The sequence below is a fragment of the Chitinophaga sp. RAB17 genome (assembly GCF_052114225.1).
GTDB lineage: Bacteria > Bacteroidota > Bacteroidia > Chitinophagales > Chitinophagaceae > Chitinophaga.
In genome coordinates, this window is sequence record NZ_JBFREI010000002.1 from 704,160 (window position 1) to 728,841 (window position 24,682).

The 24,682-nt window shown below is 44.7% G+C and carries 19 protein-coding genes; 4 read left to right on the forward strand and 15 right to left on the reverse strand.

Annotation, left to right across the window (positions count from 1 at the left end):
• Positions 1-86: 86 nt before the first annotated feature.
• The 5 genes from AB4Z08_RS08945 to AB4Z08_RS08965 form a co-directional block, all read right to left on the reverse strand.
• Positions 87-1,892 carry a glycoside hydrolase family 35 protein gene (locus AB4Z08_RS08945; protein ID WP_441573382.1) on the reverse strand — a complete coding sequence of 602 codons (1,806 nt, stop codon included), beginning with the start codon at positions 1,890-1,892 and terminating at the stop codon, positions 87-89.
• Positions 1,892-3,406 (reverse strand): glycoside hydrolase, encoded by a 1,515-nt coding sequence (locus tag AB4Z08_RS08950; protein ID WP_441573383.1) that lies wholly within the window; start codon positions 3,404-3,406, stop codon positions 1,892-1,894. Before AB4Z08_RS08950 ends, AB4Z08_RS08945 begins: the two co-directional genes overlap by 1 nt.
• A gap of 180 nt (positions 3,407-3,586) precedes the next feature.
• A complete protein-coding gene (locus tag AB4Z08_RS08955) occupies positions 3,587-5,260 on the reverse strand; it encodes a RagB/SusD family nutrient uptake outer membrane protein (protein ID WP_441573384.1) in 1,674 nt (557 codons plus the stop codon).
• An 18-nt stretch (positions 5,261-5,278) separates the two neighbouring features.
• Positions 5,279-8,401 (reverse strand): SusC/RagA family TonB-linked outer membrane protein, encoded by a 3,123-nt coding sequence (locus AB4Z08_RS08960; RefSeq protein WP_441573385.1) that lies wholly within the window; start codon positions 8,399-8,401, stop codon positions 5,279-5,281.
• Positions 8,402-8,648: 247 nt separating this feature from the next.
• Entirely contained in the window at positions 8,649-12,707 is a 4,059-nt protein-coding gene (locus tag AB4Z08_RS08965; protein WP_441573386.1) for a hybrid sensor histidine kinase/response regulator, read from the reverse strand.
• An 86-nt stretch (positions 12,708-12,793) separates the two neighbouring features.
• Between AB4Z08_RS08965 and AB4Z08_RS08970 the strand changes: the two genes are divergently transcribed.
• Entirely contained in the window at positions 12,794-13,243 is a 450-nt protein-coding gene (locus tag AB4Z08_RS08970) for a DinB family protein (RefSeq protein WP_441573387.1), read from the forward strand.
• Here AB4Z08_RS08970 and AB4Z08_RS08975 read toward each other — a convergent pair whose 3' ends face one another.
• The 5 genes from AB4Z08_RS08975 to AB4Z08_RS08995 all read right to left on the reverse strand — a co-directional run bounded on the left by AB4Z08_RS08975 (position 13,244) and on the right by AB4Z08_RS08995 (position 16,694).
• Positions 13,244-13,921: a LytR/AlgR family response regulator transcription factor gene (locus tag AB4Z08_RS08975; RefSeq protein WP_441573388.1), complete on the reverse strand. Its 678-nt coding sequence runs from the start codon at positions 13,919-13,921 to the stop codon at positions 13,244-13,246.
• 5 nt (positions 13,922-13,926) lie between these two features.
• Positions 13,927-14,991: a sensor histidine kinase gene (locus tag AB4Z08_RS08980; RefSeq protein WP_441573389.1), complete on the reverse strand. Its 1,065-nt coding sequence runs from the start codon at positions 14,989-14,991 to the stop codon at positions 13,927-13,929.
• A gap of 94 nt (positions 14,992-15,085) precedes the next feature.
• The gene (locus AB4Z08_RS08985; RefSeq protein ID WP_441573390.1) at positions 15,086-15,625 is read right to left on the reverse strand and encodes a hypothetical protein; all 540 of its coding nucleotides are present in this window, start codon (positions 15,623-15,625) and stop codon (positions 15,086-15,088) included.
• A 2-nt stretch (positions 15,626-15,627) separates the two neighbouring features.
• A complete protein-coding gene (locus tag AB4Z08_RS08990; protein WP_441573391.1) occupies positions 15,628-16,101 on the reverse strand; it encodes an RNA polymerase sigma factor in 474 nt (157 codons plus the stop codon).
• A 62-nt stretch (positions 16,102-16,163) separates the two neighbouring features.
• Positions 16,164-16,694: a DUF1697 domain-containing protein gene (locus AB4Z08_RS08995; protein WP_441573392.1), complete on the reverse strand. Its 531-nt coding sequence runs from the start codon at positions 16,692-16,694 to the stop codon at positions 16,164-16,166.
• Between the two features lie 37 nt (positions 16,695-16,731).
• Here AB4Z08_RS08995 and AB4Z08_RS09000 point away from each other — a divergent pair, with 37 nt between their 5' ends.
• Positions 16,732-17,406 carry a hypothetical protein gene (locus AB4Z08_RS09000; protein WP_441573393.1) on the forward strand — a complete coding sequence of 225 codons (675 nt, stop codon included), beginning with the start codon at positions 16,732-16,734 and terminating at the stop codon, positions 17,404-17,406.
• Here AB4Z08_RS09000 and AB4Z08_RS09005 read toward each other — a convergent pair.
• Positions 17,382-18,137, reverse strand: coding sequence for a DUF4184 family protein (locus AB4Z08_RS09005; RefSeq protein WP_441573394.1), 756 nt, complete (start codon positions 18,135-18,137; stop codon positions 17,382-17,384). The genes AB4Z08_RS09000 and AB4Z08_RS09005 overlap by 25 nt on opposite strands.
• Before the next feature lie 171 nt (positions 18,138-18,308).
• Between AB4Z08_RS09005 and AB4Z08_RS09010 the strand changes: the two genes are divergently transcribed.
• Entirely contained in the window at positions 18,309-18,833 is a 525-nt protein-coding gene (locus AB4Z08_RS09010) for a YceI family protein (RefSeq protein WP_441573395.1), read from the forward strand.
• Positions 18,834-18,993: 160 nt separating this feature from the next.
• Positions 18,994-20,277 carry a DEAD/DEAH box helicase gene (locus tag AB4Z08_RS09015; protein WP_441573396.1) on the forward strand — a complete coding sequence of 428 codons (1,284 nt, stop codon included), beginning with the start codon at positions 18,994-18,996 and terminating at the stop codon, positions 20,275-20,277.
• A gap of 129 nt (positions 20,278-20,406) precedes the next feature.
• Here the strand turns inward: AB4Z08_RS09015 and AB4Z08_RS09020 are convergent, their stop codons facing one another.
• The 4 genes from AB4Z08_RS09020 to AB4Z08_RS09035 all read right to left on the reverse strand — a co-directional run bounded on the left by AB4Z08_RS09020 (position 20,407) and on the right by AB4Z08_RS09035 (position 24,609).
• Positions 20,407-20,994, reverse strand: a complete 588-nt coding sequence (locus AB4Z08_RS09020; protein ID WP_441573397.1) for a YceI family protein — start codon at positions 20,992-20,994, stop codon at positions 20,407-20,409.
• Positions 20,995-21,023: 29 nt separating this feature from the next.
• Positions 21,024-21,458 (reverse strand): DoxX family protein, encoded by a 435-nt coding sequence (locus AB4Z08_RS09025; RefSeq protein ID WP_441573398.1) that lies wholly within the window; start codon positions 21,456-21,458, stop codon positions 21,024-21,026.
• Between the two features lie 63 nt (positions 21,459-21,521).
• The gene (locus AB4Z08_RS09030) at positions 21,522-21,974 is read right to left on the reverse strand and encodes a MarR family winged helix-turn-helix transcriptional regulator (RefSeq protein ID WP_441573399.1); all 453 of its coding nucleotides are present in this window, start codon (positions 21,972-21,974) and stop codon (positions 21,522-21,524) included.
• Between the two features lie 199 nt (positions 21,975-22,173).
• Positions 22,174-24,609 (reverse strand): TonB-dependent receptor domain-containing protein, encoded by a 2,436-nt coding sequence (locus tag AB4Z08_RS09035; RefSeq protein ID WP_441573400.1) that lies wholly within the window; start codon positions 24,607-24,609, stop codon positions 22,174-22,176.
• Positions 24,610-24,682: the final 73 nt, after the last annotated feature.

The following is a 24,682-nucleotide window of genomic DNA, read 5'->3' on the forward strand; positions in this document are numbered from 1 at the left end:
GATTTTCGGATACCCTATAAAGATAAAAAACAAAAGCTATTGGAACGAAAATCACGCTCCAATAGCCGTTGCAAACTTTTCTTGTGTTACTGTACTACATCCAGTATCGGATGATCTAATCCCTGCAATGTATTTGCATCGGGTTTAATCATTTCCAGTACGGTTACCTTATTGCTACCTGTTTTCAGCCATTCTGCCGGTACGTATAATGTTTGCTGCGGACCTACCTGCCAGTACCTGCCCAGGTGATGCCCGTTCACCCATACCACTCCTTTGCCCCAATTTGTCATGTCCAGGTAGGTGTCGCCTACACTGGTCAATATAAAGCTGCCTTCTTTTAATACTGGTGCATCAGCATTAACATTACCCGTTTTTACAACCGGTTGTTTATCATACGGTAGTTTAAACTGTTGCCAGTTATGTATGGCCTGGCCATTGAGTAATACCTCACCGTTAATCCCTTTTTTATTTTTCAGGAGATAAGGACCGAAATTGATGCGTCCCAGGTTCTCCACCAGTATTTCCAGTGTTACCTTACCTGCGGGGAGTGTTACTACTGTGCTGTCCTGTGCCAAACGCCTGTCCAGTATCGCCGCTCTTTTGCCGTTAATAAATATCAGGCCATAATCACGGAGATCTTTTATTTTCAGCAATGCCTGCTTACCACCGGTAACGGTAGTACGATATAATACATATCCATACGCCTGCTGCAGATCTTCAAACGTTAACGGATCTACGCTTTTAACTGCTGCCGGTAACGTATTGAATAACGCATTGCTATGGCTAAACGTAATGGAAGGGATTGTGATCACCGGTTTTTTAGCAGGCACCTCTGGTAATGTTTGTCCAGCAGGTAAATGCTTCGCAATCACTTCCCGGAATTTCAAGAACTTCGGTGTGGCGTTACCTGCTTCATCGAGCGGTGCATCATAGTCGTAGCTGCTGATCTGTGGCTGGTAAGGACTTTCGTCGTTATAGTTGGCCCCATTCATATAACCTCTGGTTGTGCCTCCATGAAACATATACATGTTGATGGAAATACCCGCAGCTAATACACGATCTAACCGGCTCAGGTAATTTTCGTAGGGCACAGTATGGTGTTTTTCTCCCCAGGAATCGAACCAGGCAGGGTACCATTCTGCAATGTAGAAAGGTCCTTTACCATTGTGATTATCTCTCACCAGTTGTTTTACTTTTACCGGATCATCCACGCCATTTACTGCGGGGAGCAAGCCCGGTAAATGTCCGTTGGCAACATCGTTAGCCGGATCACAGGTATATAATAATCCGTCAAATCCCGCATCCACAAACATTTTACGGTTTATTTCCAGGTAGTCTTTATCATTGGAGTAAGAGCCATATTCATTTTCTATCTGTACCATCAGGATGTTACCACCATGATTTATTTGCTGGCCCGACAGGTGTTTACCTACTGCTTTAATGTAATTATTATAAGCAGATAAGTACTGTGGTTCTTTACTTCTTACTACCAGCCCTTTTTTATTTTGTAACCAGTAGGGATATCCACCAAACTCCCATTCAGCGCAGGCATACGGACTGGGACGTAGTATCACCCACATCCCTTCTTCCTGTGCAATCTTTACAAATGCGGCCACATCGTTGTTGCCGGAAAAATCATAATGCCCCTGCTCAGGCTCATGCATGTTCCAGAATACATAGGTACCGATGGTGTTCAGCCCCATTGCTTTTGCCATCCTGATCCGGTCGCGCCACGACTCACGTGGTACACGCAGGTAATGGATCTCTCCGGAAATCATCTGGAAAGGTTTTCCATCCAGCAGAAAGGAGGAGTCACCTAACTGAAAGGTATGCTGTGCCTTTAACTGGAAACAGCAGAACAACATTAAAATAGCTAAACTAATTTTTTTCATCACTTATTTATTTTTCCTGTCAATGTAACTACGGAACGGGGTGGCACAGAAAGTGTGTTGCCGGAAACATAACCGGGTAGCAGGTTTTCCTGTGCATTGGTGGTATAACTGCGCATACTTTTGTTACGCAGCTCTTTGCATTGAATAGCAATGGTGCTGGCGGTAGTACCGCTGTTGATAACAATAATATTCACGCAGTTGTCTGTATTTTTATAGGCAGATACCAAGATGTTTTTTCCGGCAGTACTATCGTTCAATTCCGCCATCACCCTTTTAGCACCGGGTCTTACAAAGCGACTGTAGTTCCCAAACACCCACAACATTTTAGTATCGTGAATTTGTCCATCTGTTTTATTTCTATCAACGTAAATGAGTCCGTCTTTATAATCATAAGGTGATACCGCCAGCCACCATTGCCACGCGGAGGCGTTCGCTACGGTGAGATCTGTGTGAATAACCCGCGCCATATATAAAGCGGCGTCCATTCCCAGGTCTGCTTTGTTGCCGTCCATTTCCCCGGCGTTGTTACCGAGTATACAATATTCTGATTGCCAGAATGCTATTCCATTAAGTGCAGCAAACACCCTTTTTCGTATAGCAGTAGCCGTATCTGCGGGCGAAGTAGTGAAGTAGCTATGCGCTGCTATCCCCTGGTAAATATTTTTATGATTACCCAGATAAGTAGTGCTGTGCGGATCAAAAAAAGCTTTTATCTGCATGCCTTTATCTGGTTTATTTTCGTTGGAATATAAATAATTGAGCTGCCCTGCTTCTGTAATCAGTATGCTGGTGGAAAGCTGATCTTCATTGAATTTTTTATCAATCGATTTTGCAAGTCCATATATCTGTTCATTGTTATACGGACAACCTTCCTGTCCGCCATCGCTCCAGTCCCACTGCGGCTCGTTCACCGGGCTGATATAACCGAGCGTTACCCCGGTTTTTTTTTGTACACCGCGTATCACATCTTTCAGGAAATTACCAACTGCTTCATATTTATCAGGCGCAAGATTACATTGGCCATGGTTTGCAAACGCTTTACCATTACTGGTAAATGCTATCGGCGGACTGTTGAGGAATCCTAAGAACCGGGTAACACCTCTTGCTTTAGCGGCCTGTAAAAACCACAATTGCCCCGCCTGTTTTTGCCAGTTGTAGTTATGATCCGCTCCGAGGAAGCATTCTGCTCTGCGCCATTCATCTTTGATGCCACTACTGTCGCCTTGCTCGGCGCTACCTGCGCCAATATTAAACCGCCACATGGATAGGCCTATTCCGCTGGGTTGTCCGCTGCTGCTGGTGTCTGTGCTAAACAGCCAATCTGCTATCTGCATTCTTTTACTGTCGGGCCAGTTACCCGTAAACTGACATGCCCAGGCATCAGAGGCAGCAAAGTTGTGAATGGTTTGGGCCGTATGCTGTAGGTCTATATGTACCTGTATGGGTGTACTGCTTTGCGATGCTGCTGCCTGTAACACACCGCACAGGAGCAGTGAGCAAATTACTTTTTTCATGTTCATTAATAAAGCGGTTTGGTTCACGCAAAGCCGCAAAGGAAATAACATCAAATGACGCAAGACCGTAAAATAATAAAATACAGGTGGATTTATTTCGAAACTTGTTGACCGGTATTTTATCTCCATAGCCTGCTGTTTATTCCTTTGCGGCTTTAATTAAAGGATACTGAGGATAAATTAATAGCCAGGATTCTGCTCCAGCTTTTTGTTGGATGCCAGAATCTCTGCTCTTGGAATAGGCAGCCAGTAATTTTTATCACTAAACAACCTGCCTCCCAAAGCTACTTTCCTGGTGTACTTATATACACCTGGTGCAGTAACGCTCACGTCTATACCATAAGCAGGTACATTTTCTGTGGTATTGGCAATTTTCCATCTGCGCACATCATAAAAACGGTGCTCTTCATATGCCAACTCTACTTGTCTTTCCCGTTGTATAGCAGTCCGCATGTCCGCCTGAGACAGTCCGGGTGTCAGTACCGGTTGCATTACGCTGGCACGTCGTCTGATCTTATTGATGGCATCGTATACGGAAGCATCCGGTCCTACTGCTTCGTTTTGTGCTTCTGCATAGTTTAGCAATACTTCTGCATAACGTAAATATATCCAGGGCTGTAGTCCAGCAATATCCCAGGGATTATCAATAGGATTTTTATCATCCATGAATTTACGGAGATAGTAACCCGTTTTGCTTGCATTCCAGTTAGACGGACCGTCTTTGCCGTCCTTGCCACCGGGAGAGAATGTTTGTACCGTAGCCCCCCTGTAAGGTGCACCATTGTAAAGGATAGTGGCATAGAAGCGGGCATCACGGTTATCATACGGCTTTTGCGGATCGTAGCCGGAAGTAGCATCTGTAATCGGTTTACCATTTTTCATTTCATAAGCATCTACCATATTCTGTAGCGGTGTATTACCTGCCCATCCGCCGTAACCATTGGCGCCATTGGATATTTCCAGGCATACGTGACGTGCGCCTACCGCATACTGACGTGCAAAAATAATTTCATTGTTATCCGATTTCAGGAATAATTGGCTGTAATCGTCTGTCAATGAGTATTTGGACATGTCCATCACTGCTTTGGCAGCGGCAGCGGCTGCCTGCCAGGTCCCTGCTTTATACAAAGGACTCGCCGCATATAACAACAGGCGGGCTTTCAATGCCAGCGCAGCTCCCTGGGTAGCGCGGCCGGATTGCCAGGTGCCGTCATTGTTTACCGGCAAATCTGCCGCGGCAGCCGTTAGTTCAGCAACCGCATAATCCATAGACTCCTGCAGGGTCGCCCGTTTAAATAAAGCCGGATCCGTGAGATCGCTGGTCAGGTTATATTCTTTATTGCCCATCAGCACCACGCCGCCATAGTTGCGGATCAGGTCATGATAACGGTATGCACGGATAAAACGTAATTCTGCCAACAGCCTTTTATGTAAGGGGACACTCATCACCACGCTGTCAATGTTATTGATGGCGTAGTTGCATTCCCGGATACTGCGATAGCTTCTGCCCCAGATGGTACCTGCGATACCTGTGTTTTCCGGCGCCAGCTGCCCTTGTTGAATCACCCAGGTATTATCATCATTGTTATACATGGATTCGTCTGTAATAGAGCTCCACAGTGCATATTCAAACCCTCTGCCAAATCCCGGATTAGTTCCTTCTCCCTCCTTTTCCTGCATGGTGATACTCAGGTACCGGTTGAGAATATAATTTTCAAATAAGGAAGAATCAGAGAGCACGGCGCTACTCAGCACACGATCTGTTGGTGTGATGTTCAGGTAATCCTTTTTGCAGGAAGAGAATAGGCCAGCGGCTACAAAAGCCATACTGTATATTATATGAGACGTTTTCATTATTTGATTTTTTACGGTTTAGAACTTAACATTTACACCAAGATTGATGATCCTTTGCTGCGGATAAAACTGCCCGTTGGCACTGTTACCCTCAGGATCATAGTCTTTTACTTTAGTAATGGTGAAAAGGTTAAATGCATTGGCATATATCCGAAGCGCGCCAATCTTGGCACGTGATAACAGCGCCGCATGAATGGTATAGCCCAGTGAAATATTCTTTAATCTCAGGAAAGAAGCATCGTTCAGCCAGAAGGAATTATTATAACGACCACCATTAACAGAAGCAGACGCCCGTTCGTCTACCCTTGGATAGCTGCCGTTAATATTGGTTGGACTCCAGCGGTTATCTGCCCAACTGCTGTAAAAATTGCCGATAGTGCCGGACTCAGCTAATACATACTGACTTACATGACTTTGACCAGCAAACAGAACAGACAAATCGAAACCTTTGTAGTCTGCATTTAATATTAAGCCATAGGTGATCTCGGGAATATTGCCATATTGGGTTCTCACCGCATCATCCGCATTGATAACACCATCGCCATTGTGATCTTCATAAATCAGGTCGCCCAGTTGTGCACCTGGCAGGTGTTTGTATTTATTCAAATCTTCTGCTGTTCTGAAAATGCCGATGGCATTATATAACAGGTAAGTGTTCATTGGTCCACCGGTTTGACGCTGATAGGCTGGCAGTCCTGCGGCTTCATCAATGAACATGATTTTGTTTTTAGCATAGGTTATGTTACCGGAAATATTGTAGTGGAAATCGCCGCTGGTTGTGTTATCATAGCCAAGCGTGGCTTCTATACCATTGCTGTTGACTTTACCGATATTTTCTGCAGGTACCAATGGCTTGTTCTTATCGTATGGATTTACGATACCAGATGTTTGTGGCAGGGACGCATTCCGCTGGGTCAATATTTTAGAGCGCTTCTGTTGGAAGTAAATAAATTCCAGGTTGAAATGATCCAGGAAAATGGCATTCAACCCAAGGTCCATTTTTTTAGCAATCTCCCATGTAATATATGGGTTGGCCAGTTTTGTCAAATCGATGCCGGAATGAATTTGTCCGTTGAGTACATACTGATTTATCAGCGAGTAGTTATCGAAGTACTGGAATAAGCCTACATTATCATTACCCAGCGAGCCATAGGAGCCACGTAATTTCAGGTCGTTGATAAAAGTAACCGGCTTGAAAAACGCCTCTTTTGATATGCGCCAGCCAGCAGACATGGAAGGGAAAAATCCATACTGGTTGCCAGGAGGAAAAGTAGAAGATCCATCCACACGTGCCTGTACTTCCAGGAGGTATTTTTCCTGGTAGTCGTAGGCAATGCGTCCGAAATAACTTTTACGGGTAAAATTGTAGCTGCTGCCAGAGTTGTTTTTATCTGTAGCTGTAGATCCTCCCTGGGACAGCTCCGGTGTTTGAGGAGTAGGGAAATTCAATCGGGACGCATTGAGCGTATCCAGCGTGTTTTTGCTTTGCTCATATCCCACAAAGGCATTGACATTATGCTGGCCAAAACGGCGGGCATAATTCAACTTGATGTTGGTGGTCAGCAAAGACACATTCCGTTGTGATTCGGTCAGCGAGGCTTTGCCGGCGGAACCGCCTACTATTGTTTGCACATAGGTTTGACTGGTTTTGTCAAACGTATATTCCTTATAAGGAGTGCTGAATGATTTGCCGAAGTTCCAGGATTTATCAGCGGATAAATAGCCATCCAATGATAATCCATCCACACCTGGAATGGCATAGGAACCTTTCAGGATACCATTAAACACCTGGGAGGGATTCCGGTTGATACCACCGGCATCAGTAGCCTGCATCACCGGGTTATTGTTTTCTATACCGGTAGTGGGCAAGCCATTTGGATACCTGTCCAATACGGTTGGGTAGGCCCTGTAAATGCTGCGGAAAATGTCGCCGGCACCCGTGGTCGGAAACAGCCGGTCTTCCTGGCGTCCAGACAAATACAGACTCACCTTCAATCTTTTCGTCACGTCTGCATCTATATTAGACCGGAAATTATATTGGTCGTATTTGGTAACACCGTTTTTATACAGCCCATTCTGTCCCAGCATACCAAGAGATACAAAGTAGCGTACATTTTCACCGCCACCATTCACGGACAGGCTGTGCTGGTTCTGTGTAGCCATTTTTTTCAGCGTAGCTTCCTGCCAGTTGGTGTTGGGGAAATTAACCGGATCAGATCCATCCCGGAATTTCTGTAACTGTGCATCGGTATAAACCTGGTTCATGCCGCCGGTAGGACTAACATAATATTGTATTTCATTCCTGATTTGAGCATAGGTATACGCATCAGCCATTTTGGGCAGGCGGGTAGGAGATGAAAATCCCTGGTTAAAGCTGTAGTTGATCACCGGTTTGCCGGTCTTCCCTCTTTTGGTCGTTACCAGCATAACGCCATTGGCAGCCCTGCTACCATATACGGCTGCGGAGGCATCTTTCAGGATAGACACGCTTTCTATATCATTGGGATCCAGTCGTTCGAGCCCACCTATCTGACCGGGTACGCCGTCTACTACTACCAGCACATCATTATTACCGGTGGTACCCAGTCCACGGATGCTGATGGTGGAGCCATCGTATCCGGGTTCGCCGGAGCGGTTGTTGGCAATTACCCCTGAAAAACGGCCCGTCAGTGAATTGGATATGTTGGGTTGTGGGCTTTGTACCATGTCGGCTCCCTTTACTACCGAGATGGAACCTGTTAGTGTGGCTTTCTTTTGTGTAGCATAACCTACTACCACTACTTCACTCACCGTTTTGCTGAGTGACTCAAGGACTATTTTTAAGGGTGTCCCGCTTTTTACCGGAACACTCAGGTCATTATAAGCAATATGATTAAACAGGAGTGTGTCTCCGATAGCGGCTGCGATGGAAAATTTACCATCACCATCTGTAGATGTGCCAGCTGTTTTGTGCTTCACCCGGACGGTTACACCGGGAATTGCCTCCCCATCGGCAGTTACCTTGCCTGTAATCAGCGGTTGTTGTGCCTGCACATTAACCGCAAAAAACAACAATAAAAGAAAACACAAACGGCCCAAAACAGGTTGGCTCCGTAATAGGACAAATAACAAGAAGTCCGTTCCGGATAGAAGTCTTTTCATAACGCATTAATTTAAATGAATTGGAAGGTGGAATATTCTTTTGGTTGCAAGGAGGGCTAATACCCAGCCTTATGATATCCGCAATGTACTACCCCCCTCCACAATCATAGAGGGGGTAAATCATTTAAAAAGGGGGGTAAAATCGTAAATTATACCAGGGGGTAATTTGGCAGCCATGTGTGCCTGGAGTGAATACCATGGCGGAAATGATGGAAATGCTGGCAGTCAGCACTCCTTATCTCACTGCTCAGCTTTCTGTGACGTTAAAGTCCCGGTTGAAGGAATGCTTGTACTTTTTTACGTAGTCAGAAGGGTTCATTCCAAACAGTTTTACAAACTGTTCCCGGAAATATTTAACATCTCCGATCCCGACCTGCATGGCTGCCTGGGTAATGGTATAGTTTTCCTTGAGTAGCAAAACGGCCGCTTTGCGGAGGCGGATGGAGCGGATAAAGGAATTGATCGTTTGGCCGGAAATAGATTTTACTTTTTTATAAAGACTGGAATGGCTCATGCCTATTTCGAGTGTGAACTTCTTAATAGAGAACTCTTCATTTTCCAGGTTGTCTTCAATAATTTCAATACATCTTTTCAGGAAGTCCTGGTATTCAGCCGGTACCTTGATATTACTGTTTTTGAGCGTGATGCGGTCAAAAAAGTACTGTTGCAGCAGATTCCTGTTTTTAATGATGTTATGCACTTTGGCCATGAGAAAGTCTTTTTCAAATGGTTTGGTGATATAATCATCTGCCCCGCCTTCCAATCCTTTGATCCGGGTATCGGAGGCGGAGGAGCCGGTAAGTAAAATCACCGGTATATGACTTAAGGTGGCCGTTTGTTTGATTTTGGCGCATAGCTCTACGCCGTCCATCCCCTGCATTTGAATGTCGCTGATGACCAGGTCGGGCATATATTGCTGCACGGCAGCAAAGCCACTGGTACCGTTATCCGCTTCATATACGATGAACTGGTCTTTAAATAGTTGCTGCAGGTATTGCCGGATCTCATCATGATCATCGATCAGGAGAATCGATTTTTTCTCCGTGATAGTAGTGCTGCTTCCTTCTATTTCTTTGGTATCTACCGGGATTTCTGGTGTGGGTAGGGTGTTTGCCTCAGTCAGTTCTTCCAGGAATGCCGATTTGTAATTGGTGTTTTCCTGTAAGGGAGTACCGGCAAAATGGTCGCTTCCCTTTTTCAGGGAAATGAGAAAAGCGGTGCCTTCGTTTATTTTGCTCTGGTAGCTGATGGTGCCGTGATGACCTTCAATGAAATGCTTTACCAGGTATAGCCCAATGCCAAAACCGGTTTGTAAGGACTCTTTGTGGTCCTGGGCCCGTTGGAACTTCTCAAATATCCGGTTGCCCACACTGCCTTCAATACCACAGCCACTATCTTTTATCGTAATGGTGACGGTGTTGGCCGTGTTGCCTATTTCAAAAATAATACTTCCGTTATCCGGTGTGAATTTGAAGGCATTGGAGAGCAGGTTGAATATCGCAATCTCCAGTTTCTCGTTATCACCATATATTTCAATGGCAGGCTGCGGACTTAGAAACTGGTAGTCAATGTTTTTAATTTTAGCCTGTTGGGAAAAACAGAGATATACTTCCTGACAGAGGTTGACGATATCCAGCCTTGAAATTTTCAGCTGATCACCATCCCGGTCCGCCTTACGGAATAGCAGGAGCTGATCTACAAGGCTAAGGAGGCGTCTGGCATTGCGGTAAACGATGCTCAGGTCCCGGTTATCTTTATTTTGTACCAGTTCCTTCAGCGGATTGATGATCAGGGTAAGTGGTGTCCTGAATTCATGGGATATATTGGTGAAGAAAGACAGTTTCTTTTCATTCAGCTCTTTCTCTTTTTCATTTTCCAGGTGCGCCAGTTTAATTTCATATTTCAATCGCTCTTCCCTGGCTTTGTACCGGGTATACAGGTAAACGGCCGCAATGGTGCTGCTGATATAAATCAGGTAAGCCCACCAGGTTCTGTACCAGGGAGGCAGTACAATGAGGGTAATAGTATGTATGTCGTTGCTCCACAGCCCGTCTGCATTGCTGGCTTTTATTTCAAAAACGTAGCTGCCTTCCTGCAGGTGGGTATAGTTGGCGGTCCTCGTCTGTCCTACATAGTTCCAGTTGTTATCCCATCCCCGGAGGCGATAGGCATAACTGATTTTATCGGGTAAGGTATACTCCAGCGCTACAAAATCAAAGGCAATAGTGGCTTTGTCATAGGGAACAGTAATTTCCTGTACTTCTTCTTTACTTCTCCCTGTTACATATTTTTCCTGTTGTGTAATGGAGGTATTGTTGATTCTGATAGCCGTTAGCAATACCGGGGGAATGGTAGTTTGAGAGTATACGCTGTCCGGGTAAAAAATATTAAACCCTTTGATGCCACCAAACAGGAATTCTCCTGAACTTAATTTCAGTGCTGCATTAAAGCTGAACTGGTTGCTTTGCAGGCCATCGGAGGCTGAAAAATTACGGAAGCTGTTTTTGGCAGGATCAAACCGCGATAATCCGTTGAAGGTGCTGAGCCAGAGATTGCCGGTTTTATCTTCCAAAATACGCAGGATAGAATTGCTGGGTAATCCTTCGGAAGTGGTGAAACGCTTATACTGACCGGTTTTGCGGTCAAAGCGTAATAACCCGCCCCCGTCTGTACCTACCCAGAAGGCCCCCAGCTGATCCTGGTAAATGGATCTTACGGTATAGCCTATATCAAATCGTTGATGTTGCTTGCGGGCTTTGTCTATTTTGATGAGCGAGGAGTAATTGCCTCCCCAGAAATTGCCGTCTTTATCTTCTGCAAGGCATTGCATGTTTACCAGGCTGCTGTCAAAAAGATCAAACCTGTTCTGCTGCCGGTTCAGGCGATAGAGGGTGCCATTGTTGGTGGTGCTGGCCCAGATATCTTGTTGCCGGTCTTCATACACCATCCATACATTGTTTTCTGCTGTATGGGTATAGGGATTAAAGCAAACATATTGTTGAAAAGCACCGCCGTTGGCGGAATATCGGTTAACGCCTCCAAACCAGGTCGACATCCACAGGTCATGCTGGCTGTCGGCGATGATAGCCGTAATAAAATTACTGCTGATACCGGATTTGCCGGAGAGGTCATGTTGATAAGAAGTCCAGGTATTGTTTTCCCGGTTCCAGTATTTCAGGCCACCGCCGTCCGTACCTATCCAGATATTATGATGTACATCTTCACAAAAGGAAAAAATAAAATTATCGATAGCCCGGGCATCCGGGTTTTTGTTCAGCACATTTAATTCAAACGGATTGCGCTTAGGCGCTACGATGTTGATCCCTCCACGCAAGGTGCCAATCCATTTCCGGCCTTCCCGGTCTTCGTAAATAGAATATACCGCATTGCTGTTGAGTTGTTGCTTGCTGCCGGCGGTGGTAAATGGAGTGGCTACAGAATCGGTAACGGCCATCAGGTAAATGCCGTTACCGTCGGAGGCACACCAGATGGTTCCTTCCCGGTCGGTATACAGATTCACTATTTTGCTGTTTTCCGGGAGTACATTGCCTGCATACTTTCCAGTTACAGAATTATAACGAAAAACACCGGTGTCAGTACCAAGGCATATGTTACCGGATTTATCCACCGTTAGGCAATTGCCGCGGGTGATATCTCTGCAAACAATATCTAACTGCTGCCGTGCTATATCATATTTGCACAAGCCAATACTCTGCACAAATACCCAGGCTGATTTTCCGGTAAATTCAATAGCGGTTACTTCATAGTCTGTAATGTTGGTGTGGTGGTTGTTTAACGGAATCTGCCGTCCGGTAGCCGTGCTGTTGTTGAATAAAAGTAGTCCGTCTTTTTCAGTGCCTATTAATAAAATACCGGTATCATCAGATTTGATAATATGGGTATTCCCATTCACTTTCCGGGCTATTTTACTATTGACCGGCAAATAGCGTGGCAGGCTGAATTGTTCATTCACCGGATTAAAAACGCATACCCCTCTGCGCCCGCCTACCCAAAGTTGGTGGTGGCTGTCATCTGCAAGAGTGTAAACAACATTGTCTAGCAGAGAGGTGCTGTCTCCTATTTTATTCCGGTAGATCTTAAATTTATATCCATCATACCGGTTCAATCCATCATAGGTACCAAACCACATAAATCCTTTATGGTCCTGATATACGTTGGTAACTGCGTTATTCGATAAACCGTCTTCTATACCCAGGTATCTGATCGGATAGCCGATAGCAAATATATTTTTTGTGAAGATCACCATCCCCAGTATAGCAAAGCAAATTTTCCTCACGTGGTGCATACGCTTATTTTAACTGTTCATAAAGCTATTGAAAAGGGAGGTATTTTTTGATTATAAAAATCTAATTTTGATGAAAAGAGATTTCCATGGCAGTGCAGCACGTAGCGCAACAATTAACGAATCTGTGTGATATCATTCCTGATCGCATCCGGCAGATAGCGGATGCCGATTTTATTCATAAACCGGCGCCGGGTAAGTGGTCTAAGAAAGAGATCCTGGGCCACCTGGTAGATTCAGCTTCCAACAACCATCAACGGTTTGTAAGAGGACTGGTAGAAAATGTGCCAACGATTGCATACGATGGTGATGCCTGGGTTAGCGCCCAGCAATATCAGCAACAGGACCGTCAACTCATTTTGCAGTTGTGGGAAACATATAACCGTCATCTCGCGGCTATCATCACCGTAATTCCGGAAGACGATCTGCTCAGATGCTGCAAGTACGGAGATGGTACTGTATTACCGTTGCAGTTTTTAATTGAAGATTACCTGCATCATATGGAACATCACCTCAAACAAATACTGGGAGCATATTAATTACAGGCCCAGTTGTTTGAATAGTGCTTCTTTATAGTTGTTGCCGATAGGAATTTCGTGCTTTTGAATATAGATGCAATTACCTTGTATATGTGTAATGTTCGTTTTGTTGATAAGAAACGAACGATGCGTTCTGACGAAGGTAGTAGCGGGCAGTAACGCTTCCAGTGCGGAAAAAGAGAGATTGGGAATAATCACCTGTTGACTGCACACCACTTTAGTATAATTGCCTTTCGCTTCTGCAAACAAAATATCCTCATGCGGAAGCTTATAAATTTTACCGTCTGCCTTCAGGAAAAAATAAGGATCGCTGCCTGTGGCCGGCTGAATTTTTTCTTTCGCCTTATCTACCGCTACAATGAAGCGTTCCAGCGAAAATGGTTTTACCAGGTAATCACAGGCCGCCAGGTCAAAGGCATCCGCAGCATAGTCCCTGTACGCGGTAGTGAAAATAACGGCGGGTATTTGTTTTAATGTTTTTAGAAAACTGATACCATTTAATACGGGCATATTAATGTCCAGGAAGAGCAAATCTATCGCGGTGTTTTCTAATATCGTTTTCGCTTCCAGCGCATTGCCACAGGAGCCTGCAATATGCAGAGAGGGTAAGTGGCTGCAATAGCCAGCCACTATTTCCCGGGCAATTGGCGCATCGTCAATAATAAGACAATTAATCATGATCACTATTTCAGTTGAAGGGTTAAGGTAGCGGTATAAAATCCTTCCTTTTTTTCGTATCGGTAGTCGTACGTATTGTCATACAATAATTGTAATCGTTTAATGCTGTTGGCAATACCTATGCCTCCTTCCTCCCGGATGGTATCTGATTCTTTTTCATCGTAGGAGTTGCTAACGGTAAAGTGTATACGTTCCCCGGAAATAGCTAAACGGATGTCAATATAAATATTTGCTGCAGCAGAGTTCTGCGAATGTTTAAAGGCATTTTCAATAAATACAATCAGTAACATCGGGGCTATCCGGATAGCGGGATCGTTTACGGTGGCTATGTCCGTAGTTAATATGAGCCGTTCGCCAATACTGGTGGTCGCCAGTTCTATGTAGTTGTCAATATACGCCAGCTCCGACTTTAATGGTACAAAAGTTTGTTTGGCATCATACACCGAATAGCGCAACAGGTCCGATAATTTAAGGATCAGTTCTGGCATACGCTGGCTCTGCGTAAGGGAAAGACCATAAAGATTATTGAGCGTATTAAACAAAAAATGTGGACTGAGCTGTGATAGCAGCAGGTCTAGTTCGCTCTTTCGCTGTTCGGCTGTAGCATATTGCTGCCGGATGGTATGGCGCAATAACTTCAGGGCAATACCCAAACAGATACTGATGAGCGGAAATGGTGCCACCGCCAGTATCGTTAATAGGAGTGAATCATGAAAACTGATATCATAAGCATAATTAAGGGTAATGCCATAGGTAGTCATTAACACAAAAACAGAGAGCAGGAAGGAGAAACTAAAAAGCAACGGTTGCCCGCGAAGCAGGTGATTATTACACATCCGGCGGCCAACATACGCGCACATAATGAACTGATAAATGGTCATATACCAGAAAAAAGCCTGCCCACCACGGGGACTACCAGTATAAAAAAGGATGGCCAGAAATCCGGCTGTAAAAATACCCAGGTGAAAAAGAATGTGTGGCCATCTTTTCTCCGTGATAAATGCGGTGAGGAGCCACCTGCCTGCAGGTGCGTCCCATGATGCTGTTAAAGTTGTTGATTTTTTTTTCATAAATCAAATCTCCGCAAGTGTTCTGAACAAGATAAATCATTAGGTCCAACCTACGATAAAAGATGACAGACAAGGAAAAACAGCGGACGAATATTTAACCCTTTAATGCAGCTATCGTATTGCGGAGTCGTTTAATTCTTCCTGCCCATATGCTCCGGTGGACAAAGATTGCCAGCAGGGTCACGATGACGATCACGCCTACTGCTGCATATTTGCTGTTGTCCCAGCGGATATTGGCCAGAAAGAAAGTGAAAATGCCTGCCATAGCGAATACTCTGCAGGAAACGGAGACAAGGGCATATCGTTTCAGTTGTTGTAACTGCTGCTGCATGTTCTCCAGTAAATTACTGCCAATAGCCGGATTTTTTGCCAGCGTGTAGCCGAATACGTTATATGCCAGCAAAAACAGCACAGAAACAACCAGTAGGGCATTGAGATAAAACGGTTTTTTATTTCCATCAAAAAAATCATAGTAGGCCACCAGGAAAAGGGTATACCCCACCAGTTCTATGATCAGCTGTTTCCTGATCCCCCTCATTACAGGGGAGGCTTGTCTGTTAGCAATGGCGGCCAGTTCTGCGGTATTTCTGGATGGCGTGGGCGCGTTGTCCCAGGCTGCTTTTAAAGGATCCATGTTTATAAGTTTAAAATATTTTTGAGCTTGGTTTTAATCCTGTTAAGTTTTACGCCTACATAATTCTCTTCTATGCCAATGATGCCCGCAATTTCCTGGTAGCTCATATCATCGAGATACAATGCGATAATAGCTTTCTCTGCATCAGAGAGCTGTTTAAGTGCCGCAAAAAGCTGATCCTGTTGGAGCGTGGTATTGTTTTCCTGTACCATAGGCACATCTGGTAACGTATCTGTGTAAGTAACCGGGATACTTCGTTTACGAAAGCCTGCCAGCGCAGTGTTCAGGGCAATCCGGTATATCCAGGTGCTGATTTTGGCATTCCCTTCAAAGGATGGAAACGATTTCCATAGCTGGTAGATCATTTCCTGGAATAAGTCTTCCCGGTCTTCCGGGCTATCCCGATACAGCCGGCAAAGCTTGTGTAAGATGCCCTGGTGCTGCTGTATGCTAACGAGAAATGCCGGTTGATCCATGAATATTGCTTTAAGAGATTAGTTGCATCAAAGGACTAAAAACTTACAGGGTACAAAAATATTTACCAGATTACTTTATTTACGGTGGCCCAGTTGCGGGTGGTACAGGGTATACCCAGTTTCTTTTCAAGTTGGGCCACCACATCCAATGGCTTGATTTCCAGGTCTTTTTTTATCATGGTGTATACTTCGCCTGCCGTCATATGCAGCGTTTCTGCAGCCGATTGCAATGAGGCAATCACCTGGGCCGCATGTGGACCAACAGGGCCGGAAAGAAAGGATACATATATCTGCCGCGATTTATCTGGAACAATGCCCGGGAAGGGAGTCTGTTTAACCACCGCTTCCAGTTGTGCAACGGATCTGATAATAGTGGGCACTTCAAAACCATAGTTTTTCAATAACAGCTTTCCTATTTTGTCAGACAATGCGGCGGCATTAGTACTCCCTGATTCAAACATCACATTGCCACTCTGGATGTACGTCTTTACATTTTTAAAGCCGGCAGCATCCAGCTGCTGCCGTAAGTCTTCCATTTTAACGGTTCGCTTACCCACATTCACTGCCCTGAGAAAAGCTACGTATTTGGTCATAAGGTTTTCAGGTTTACTTTGTAAGTTTGTTTTTATCATGCATTACTTAGCAATCATACACAAATTATACAACTTAGCCGAAGACGCCAATCATGGTTATCCTGAGGCGGTCGTCGCTGCGCTGGAAGCCAGGTTACAGATTAAACTCCCGGCATCCCTGCGGCAGTATTATCTTTCATTGGGCAATAATAAAGCGGTGAACGATAGTTTTAATCGCTTAACCTCACTGGGTGAAATCGGTTTTTCGGAAAATGAACACCTGATTTTTTATGAAGAAAACCAGGCCGTGGTATTATGGGGAATCGCAAAGGCCGAATTACAACTGGATAACCCTGCAGTATATGGTACATATGACAGCGCCCGGGAAGAATGGTTTACCGACTCCGATACCACAGAACATTTCCTGCTATCCATGGCATGGTGGAATGGCGCGCTGGGCGGACTTACCCACACCGCTTTCACGGATCTGGAAGAAGACCTGACGCCGGAACATATCACTGCGATTACGGGTAAATGGGAAGAACAGAAAGGTATTTCCAACCAGTTGCTGCGTTTCTTTACTAATGATTACGAAGACATTCTCGTACTCACTACGGAGCAGGAAGGCGCTATAAATGGTGTTTATATAGGCACCAATAACGAAGCACGCTATAATGAAATAATCCACATCCTTAATATGGAATGGTGTTACCGGTCGGACCGCGATGAATAAGCATTGGGTCTGAATATCAGCACCGTGATGATTAACCCGTAGAAAACTCCGCCCAGGGCGGTGGCCAGGTAGTCCATGCCTTTACAGTCGATATGATGGAAGTATTCATTTACCAGGAGTACCCCGCCGCTCAGCAGCGCCGTTGTGATCCAGAAACCCATTTTTCGTGGGGTGGTTACTGTTGGACTGTTTTTTACAAAAGGTATTTTCAGAAAGAAATAAAACAGGAGCAACAACCCTGCTATGGAGCTGACATATTGCATCAGGTACCACATTTTCATAGGATGATTCCCCACCTGGATATCCCTTTGCAGAAAAGATGAACAGGCAACAAAAAAGCCATCTTCATGTGTAAATGCGTCCAGGAAAAAATGGGTCAGTATTCCAATGATGATGGAAGAAAGGACCACCAGGTAATGTTGCCTGAAATAGTTGTTCCAGTTGAAAGGCCGGAAGAGCTGTAGTCTGCCCCGCATCCATTCCGGGAGATAGGGCAACAGTATTGGTTTTACCACGCCATGATACAGGTATGCGAGTAGTAGCGCTAACGGGATGTCATATACGAAAATGCCCCACCACAGGTGTCCCAGGTTGAAGTAAGGGTTAAGGAAAATAAAGTATAAAAAATCCGGAACCATGCTGCCAATGATTAAACCGGTGGCAGAAAGGTATTTGCGGGAAGTGTCGGAAAAGGGAACAACTATAGCTGCATGTGATATCGTAAATGGCATCTTCTAATGGTAATTGGGTATGAATTTAATTTAATTATAATAAATAATATGGTTATTATAAAGAAATGTTAATGTTAGAATCGTCCATCATTTCCAGCAAAATGTCCAAGTTTTATGATGTGATAACACGTATTTTTATTGGGTCTTTGAAGACATAAAAAACAATGTGCTATGACAAATTGGAAAATTGATGAATCACACAGCGAAATCGGATTCAAAGTTAAACATCTCATGATTACGAATGTGAGTGGATATTTTACGCGTTTTACCGGAAGTATTCAAACGAACAGCGAGGATTTTCATGACGCAACTATCACCTTCGAAGCGGCGGCGGATAGTATTGATACGCAGAACAGGCAAAGAGACGAACATCTGAAGAATGGCGACTTTTTTGATTCCTCCAATCATCCTAAAATCAGCTTCGTCTCCAAAAAAGTAAAAAAGATTGATGACGAGCAGTACAAATTACTCGGAGAGCTTACCATTAAGGGCGAAACGCATCCGATCGAACTGGATGTAGTGCATGCTGGCGTAACAGTAGACCCTTATGGACAAACCAAGGCGGGTTTTGCCCTCAAAGGGCGCCTTCATCGTGCAGACTATGGCCTGCGCTGGAATGCCACCACGGAAGCCGGCGGCATTGTACTCAGTGATGAGGTGAAGTTGAATATGGAAATACAACTGATTAAACAATAGCTGAAGGCTAAAGGCTAAAGGCATAAAGCATAAAGCTCCTGACATGGAGACAAAGGCGGATCTATCATATCACATAATATTCGCTTTTGTCTCCATGTCAGGAGCTTTGTGCTTTATGCTTTCCGCTTTATGCTATCTTTGTGCCTTCTAACGGCATCACATGAAATTTGAACAATACAATATCTCGGCTGAAATAAAGGACAGTTTAGAGGAAATGGGCTTTAAAAAGCCTACAGATATACAATTTAAGGCAATACCATCTATCCTGAACGGGGATGATGTAATGGCCATCGCACAGACGGGAACCGGTAAAACAGCTGCTTTTGCTATACCTATCCTGCACCGTCTCCAACAACAGGATCGTAAATACCGGAAAGCCAAATATGAGGTGAAATGCCTGGTAATGGTGCCTACCCGTGAACTGGCCATCCAGATAGCAGAAGTATTTCAGGCGATTGCACAATACACCGAATTGACAGTACTTGCCCTGGTAGGCGGCGTGGAGCAGGGCCCCCAGATCAAAGTACTCGAAAAAGGCGTGGATGTGCTCATTGCCACCCCCGGCCGTATGTTTGACCAGATCAATCAGGGTCATATAGACCTGAGCCAGGTGAAAACCCTCGTACTCGATGAGGCCGATCACATGCTGGACCTGGGCTTCATCCGCGACATCCGCGATGTTATCAAGCATATTCCCCGCGAACATCAGACCCTGTTCTTTTCAGCTACCCTGAATAAAGACATTAAAGACCTGGCGTATTCCGTAGTAAATAATCCTATCCGCATACAAATATCTCCCAAAGATCCGGTCGCTAAGAACGTTAGCCACGCTGTAGCTTATGTGGAAATGGATGATAAACGCTTTTTCCTGGAAAGACTGATCAAGGAATTTCCGGAAAGCAAAATCCTGGTCTTTGTACGTACCAAAGTACGCGCAGAGCGTGTAATGGCGGCCATGGCACGTATTGGTATCAAATCACTTACCATGCATGGTGGTAAAGAACAGGATGATCGCCTCGGAGTGATGGATATATTCAAAAAAGGGGAAGTCAAAGTACTGGTAACTACCGATGTGAATGCACGTGGTATTGATATTCCAAACGTGGATTACGTGGTAAACTACGATTTACCAGACGTGCCTGAAAATTATGTACACCGTGTAGGCCGTACCGGTCGTGGTGTACAGAAGGGACAGGCAGTTTCCTTCTGCGCCACAGAAGAAAAGCCTATCCTGGATGAAATTCAGAAATTCCTCGGTAAGCCTATCACGGAAATGAAGATCAATAAAGATGATTACCGGGAAACCATCAGCTTCTCCGAAGATATCCCTAATGATAACTGGCAGCTGCTGCTGGATGAGCATAATAAGGAAATGGCGGAAGTAGAGAAAAAAGTGAAGAAGAGAGCTGCGGCTAATGCGAAAAAGAAAGCAAAGAAGAAATAAAGTAGTATCGAAAATTATAGCGTGGCTGTTCCGGATGGAACGGCCATTTTTTTGTGAGGTATTTCATAAATAAAAAACGGTCCCGGCTTACACCGGGACCGTACTCAAACACTAATTATAATCTGTAAACTATTGCTTAACTGCTTCCAGGTTCACGGTGATATCAACAGTAGGTGCTACTGCATACACACCGGAAGGTAATTTGTCTGCATATTTGACACCAAAATCAAGACGGTTGATAGTGGCTTTGGCAGTAAATCCAGCTCTTCTCAAGCCCCATGGATCTTTGATGACACCGTTGTAAGTAACGTCAAAGGTTACACGTTTTGTAGTGTTGCGGATGGTAAGGTCTGCCAGCAATACATATTTGTCACCTGCTAATTTCTTCAGGGAAACACTTTTCAGGGTGATAGAAGGGTATTCTGCTACGTTAAAAAAATCGTCTGTTTTCAGGTGACCATCACGCTGATCAACCCCTGTGGAAATGCTGGAAGCATCTACCGTGAAATCAATTTTAGCATTCTGGAAGTTAGTGCTGTCAGCAGTTTCAATGGTACCATTGAATTTGGTGAAATGGCCTTGCACATAGCTCAGACCTAAGTGCTTCACACCGAAGATGATGCTGGTATGAGCTGGATCAGCATTCCATTTTACCTGTGCAAAACTAACGATGCTGGCTAATACCAGGAGAGTGGTGAAAAAGAAACCTTTTTTCATGATTGTTTTTTATTGAATTTAAGTATTATTTATTTAGAAAGTTGACGATCAACGGACCAGCGTCCCGCGCCTTTAATGATCAGTGCAAGGTTGATACCGATAACCAGTAAATGGTATTCAAATCCTTCACCAGACTGCGTTCCGCTCCAGTTCATAAAAAAACCGTTAGCCTGATGTATAGAAATTGCTACCAGCATAATAACAGTCAGCATGGCTGCCCACAGCCTCGTAGTAAATCCGAAAAGAATCAACAGCGCACCGATGCTTTCTGTGAGTATCACCAGGAAAGCCAGGATGGCCGGGGTGCCCTGGGAAGTGAAGTAGTTGATGGTGGCTTTGAATCCGTAACCACCAAACAGCCCCAGTAATTTTTGAGCACCATGTGGTAATATCACTAATGCTAAGGTGATACGCACTATAAAGGCGGTAAGGCTGTCGTCTGTTTGAAGTAATCTTTTAAACATGATAATGTAGGTTTGTTAGTGTTTGTACTTTTATTGTATATACAATTGTTAGGGCAAAAAAAATCAATCCCGGAGTTTATCCAGCAATTCATTTAATATAACAGCTTCTTCTTTTGTAAGTTTCTTCGTGAGTTCCTTGTGATTCTTTTCCATGATCGGATCCAGCTCCTTTAATAAAGTCAGACCTTTATCTGTAATCTCAATCTCTACTTTACGGCGGTTGGAATCGCATTGTTTGCGGGTAAGCAGTCCTTTCTGACGGAGCTTCTCCACCAGCCTGGTGGCATTACTCATCCTGTCCATCATCCGCTCCTGTATGTCCAGCAGGTTTAATGGTTTAGGCGCACTTCCTCGAAGTATCCGTAATACGTTGAATTGCTGGCTCGATAAGTCGTATTGCTTCAACACATGAGAAGCGCCTACTTCCAGCCAACCACCGGTAAATATTATATTTAGCATGGCACGTTGGTATTCGTCCTTAAACCTGGTCTGCTTCAGTTCTTCTTCCAGTTTCATAATTACAATTACAACTGTTGTTTATACAACAAATGTAGATGTATTTTTCATTTTACCAAATTTCTGAGAGAAAATTAACCGGGATCTGGTCTGTGAAAAGTGGAAAGCTGGCCCAGGGCCATTGAATGACAAACCGTTATAAACGCCAGGTGCGGGAACTTCCGTCCCCGCACCCGTTCAGTATTCCGCGTGAGCGGGATTAAAATTTGTAAGCCAACGTACCGGTTACCTGTCTTAACATCTGCGGATCTGCAGTGGTGAAGCCCGTCCAGTACTCCCGGTTAGCCAGATTATTAACGTTGATGGCTATACGGTATTTCGGCTGATTGTAATAAACCGCCGCATTCAACACGGTATAGGCAGGTAAGGTAAATACACCATTAATGGCGTTGTTTATGACCATATTATCACCTGCGTAGTTGCCTCCAAAACCGATACCCAGCCCTTTGGCCGCAGTCGTGGCGAGTGTATAGCTGAGCCACAGATTAGCAGCGTTCAACGGACCTGTACTTGTTGGCCTCCTGCCTGCGTATAAAGCAGCGGCATTCTTCCATTTGCTGTCATTATAAGCATAGCCTGCCACTATATTGAATCCGGTAAAAGGATTGGCATTTACTTCCGCCTCAAACCCTTTACTGTATTGCGTACCAGCCTGAATAGCCGAACCTGGTATGTTGCCCTGGATGGCTTTGTTCTTCACCTGTATATCGTAATAGCTGATGGTACTGCTTAACCTGCCATCCCATACATCCAGTTTTACACCGGCTTCCCACTGATTGGCCTGCTCCGATTTGAACAGTTTATTCGTAAGCCCCCCTGTTTCGTTGGCAACGGCCTTATACCCCGGATTCGTAAATCCATTCATATAGTTACCAAATAAAGACACTTTATCTTTTACCACCTGGTATACGATACCCAGTTTGGGTGAAAAAGTAGTTTGATCAAAGCCTTGAGTGGGTTTGTCGTCCACTGGATTATTAACCGGCTGGCTGTTGAAATGATCCATTCTGATACTCGCCATTACCATCAGGTTGGGCATGAGGTTCAGCACATCGGATACATACACACTATAGATATTATAGCGGGTGTAGTTGTAGGTGTAAGCCTTTGGCTGCGTTTGATACAGGTTATTTACATTGTCCTTATTGAAATTATAGTAAGCAGGATTTTTGCCCCTGGTAGGAATGGTATCAAATAAGGCAGGACCGCCCGCTGGCATAGGATTAATATACCGGATGTTGGAAACCTGATTCAGGTAATCCAGCCCTACAACCATCCGGTTACGCAAACTACCTATATGGAAGTCACCGGTGAAATTCTGTTGTAGCTGTATATTATTGGTATTACCATCGAGTGTCCATATCATCCGCTTGATGGTAGTATCGCCCGGCATCAGGAAAAAGTAAGGACTGGCGCCATCAGAACTGCCCTGCGTGGTGCTGAAGGTTGTTTGCGATTTCCACTGGTCCGACATCTTATAAATAGCTGTACCATAGAAGTTGGTATTGTTGCTGGTTTGAACAAGGTCGCCGGCCTGGTAAGATTTTTTATAATCCACATTCAGCTGATCCGCCCTGTCCACGCCTAGTTGCGCATAGGTAGTATAAAAAAAGTATTGCGCCGGCATCGTTGCCTTGCGGTAATTAATTTCTGCTTCAAAGGAGAGCGTTAACCGGTCGTTTACTTTATAGGAGAACGAAGGATCAAATGCAAAGTTTTTGCTGAACCCATTGTCCTGGAAAGATCCCATGCTGTTATAAGCGGTATTAATGCGCAATAAAGCTTTATGCTCTTTATCGAGAGGGGTATTGATATCTGCGGTTACCCGGCTTAAGCCATAGCTGCCCGCGCTATAGCTTATTTCACCACCAAAGTGGTCATATGGCTGCTTGGTAACGCGGTTAATTAATCCGCCATAAGATACCAGCGTACTGCCATATAAGGTGCCGGAAGGTCCTTTGATTACTTCCATTTTTTCAAGGTTAATAGCATCTACCGTGCTGGTTACCTGGCCGGCCATGCCATTCCTGAGTTTGGCCGCAGTGGTAAACCCTCTCATGGTATAGGTAGCACTACCATCACCGGCGCGTCCGTTGGCGGCCCATAGTTTGGTGATACCCGGTGCATTGCGGATGGCATCATCTGCCGTAAATACACCTTGTTCCTGCAGTAGTTCTTTGTTAATGGTGGTATATACCTGCGGATTTTCGAGGTTAGCCAAAGGTAGTTTGGCTACGTCCTTGCTGCTGCTGGTTTTAAACTTGTTGCGGGTAGATGATACAATCACTTCCTGTAGCTGCTGGTCAGATATATTCAGTCGGATATCAATATTACTGGTTTTACCCGCTATTACGGTCACCTGCTGCGTTTGACGCTGATAGCCCACCAGCGATATACGTATTTCATAATTGCCGGCAGCAATATCCCGCAGCGTAAAATCGCCATCTGCGGAGGTAACTGTTTTCCGCGAAGTACCCACTAAATCCACCGATACATGGGCGGCTGGTTTGCCATCTGTGGTAGTCACCACGCCTTTAATATGACCTTTGTCAGCCTCGAAGGCATAGGCGTTTGTGATGCTTAACAGGATTTGGAAGATGTAGGTGATGCTCAGGTAGTAGAATTTCCGGCTCATGTTGCTCTAAAGTTGATTGCACCGCAAGTTTACATTAAAAAACCATTAGTTAAACTAATCATGAACGGGATTT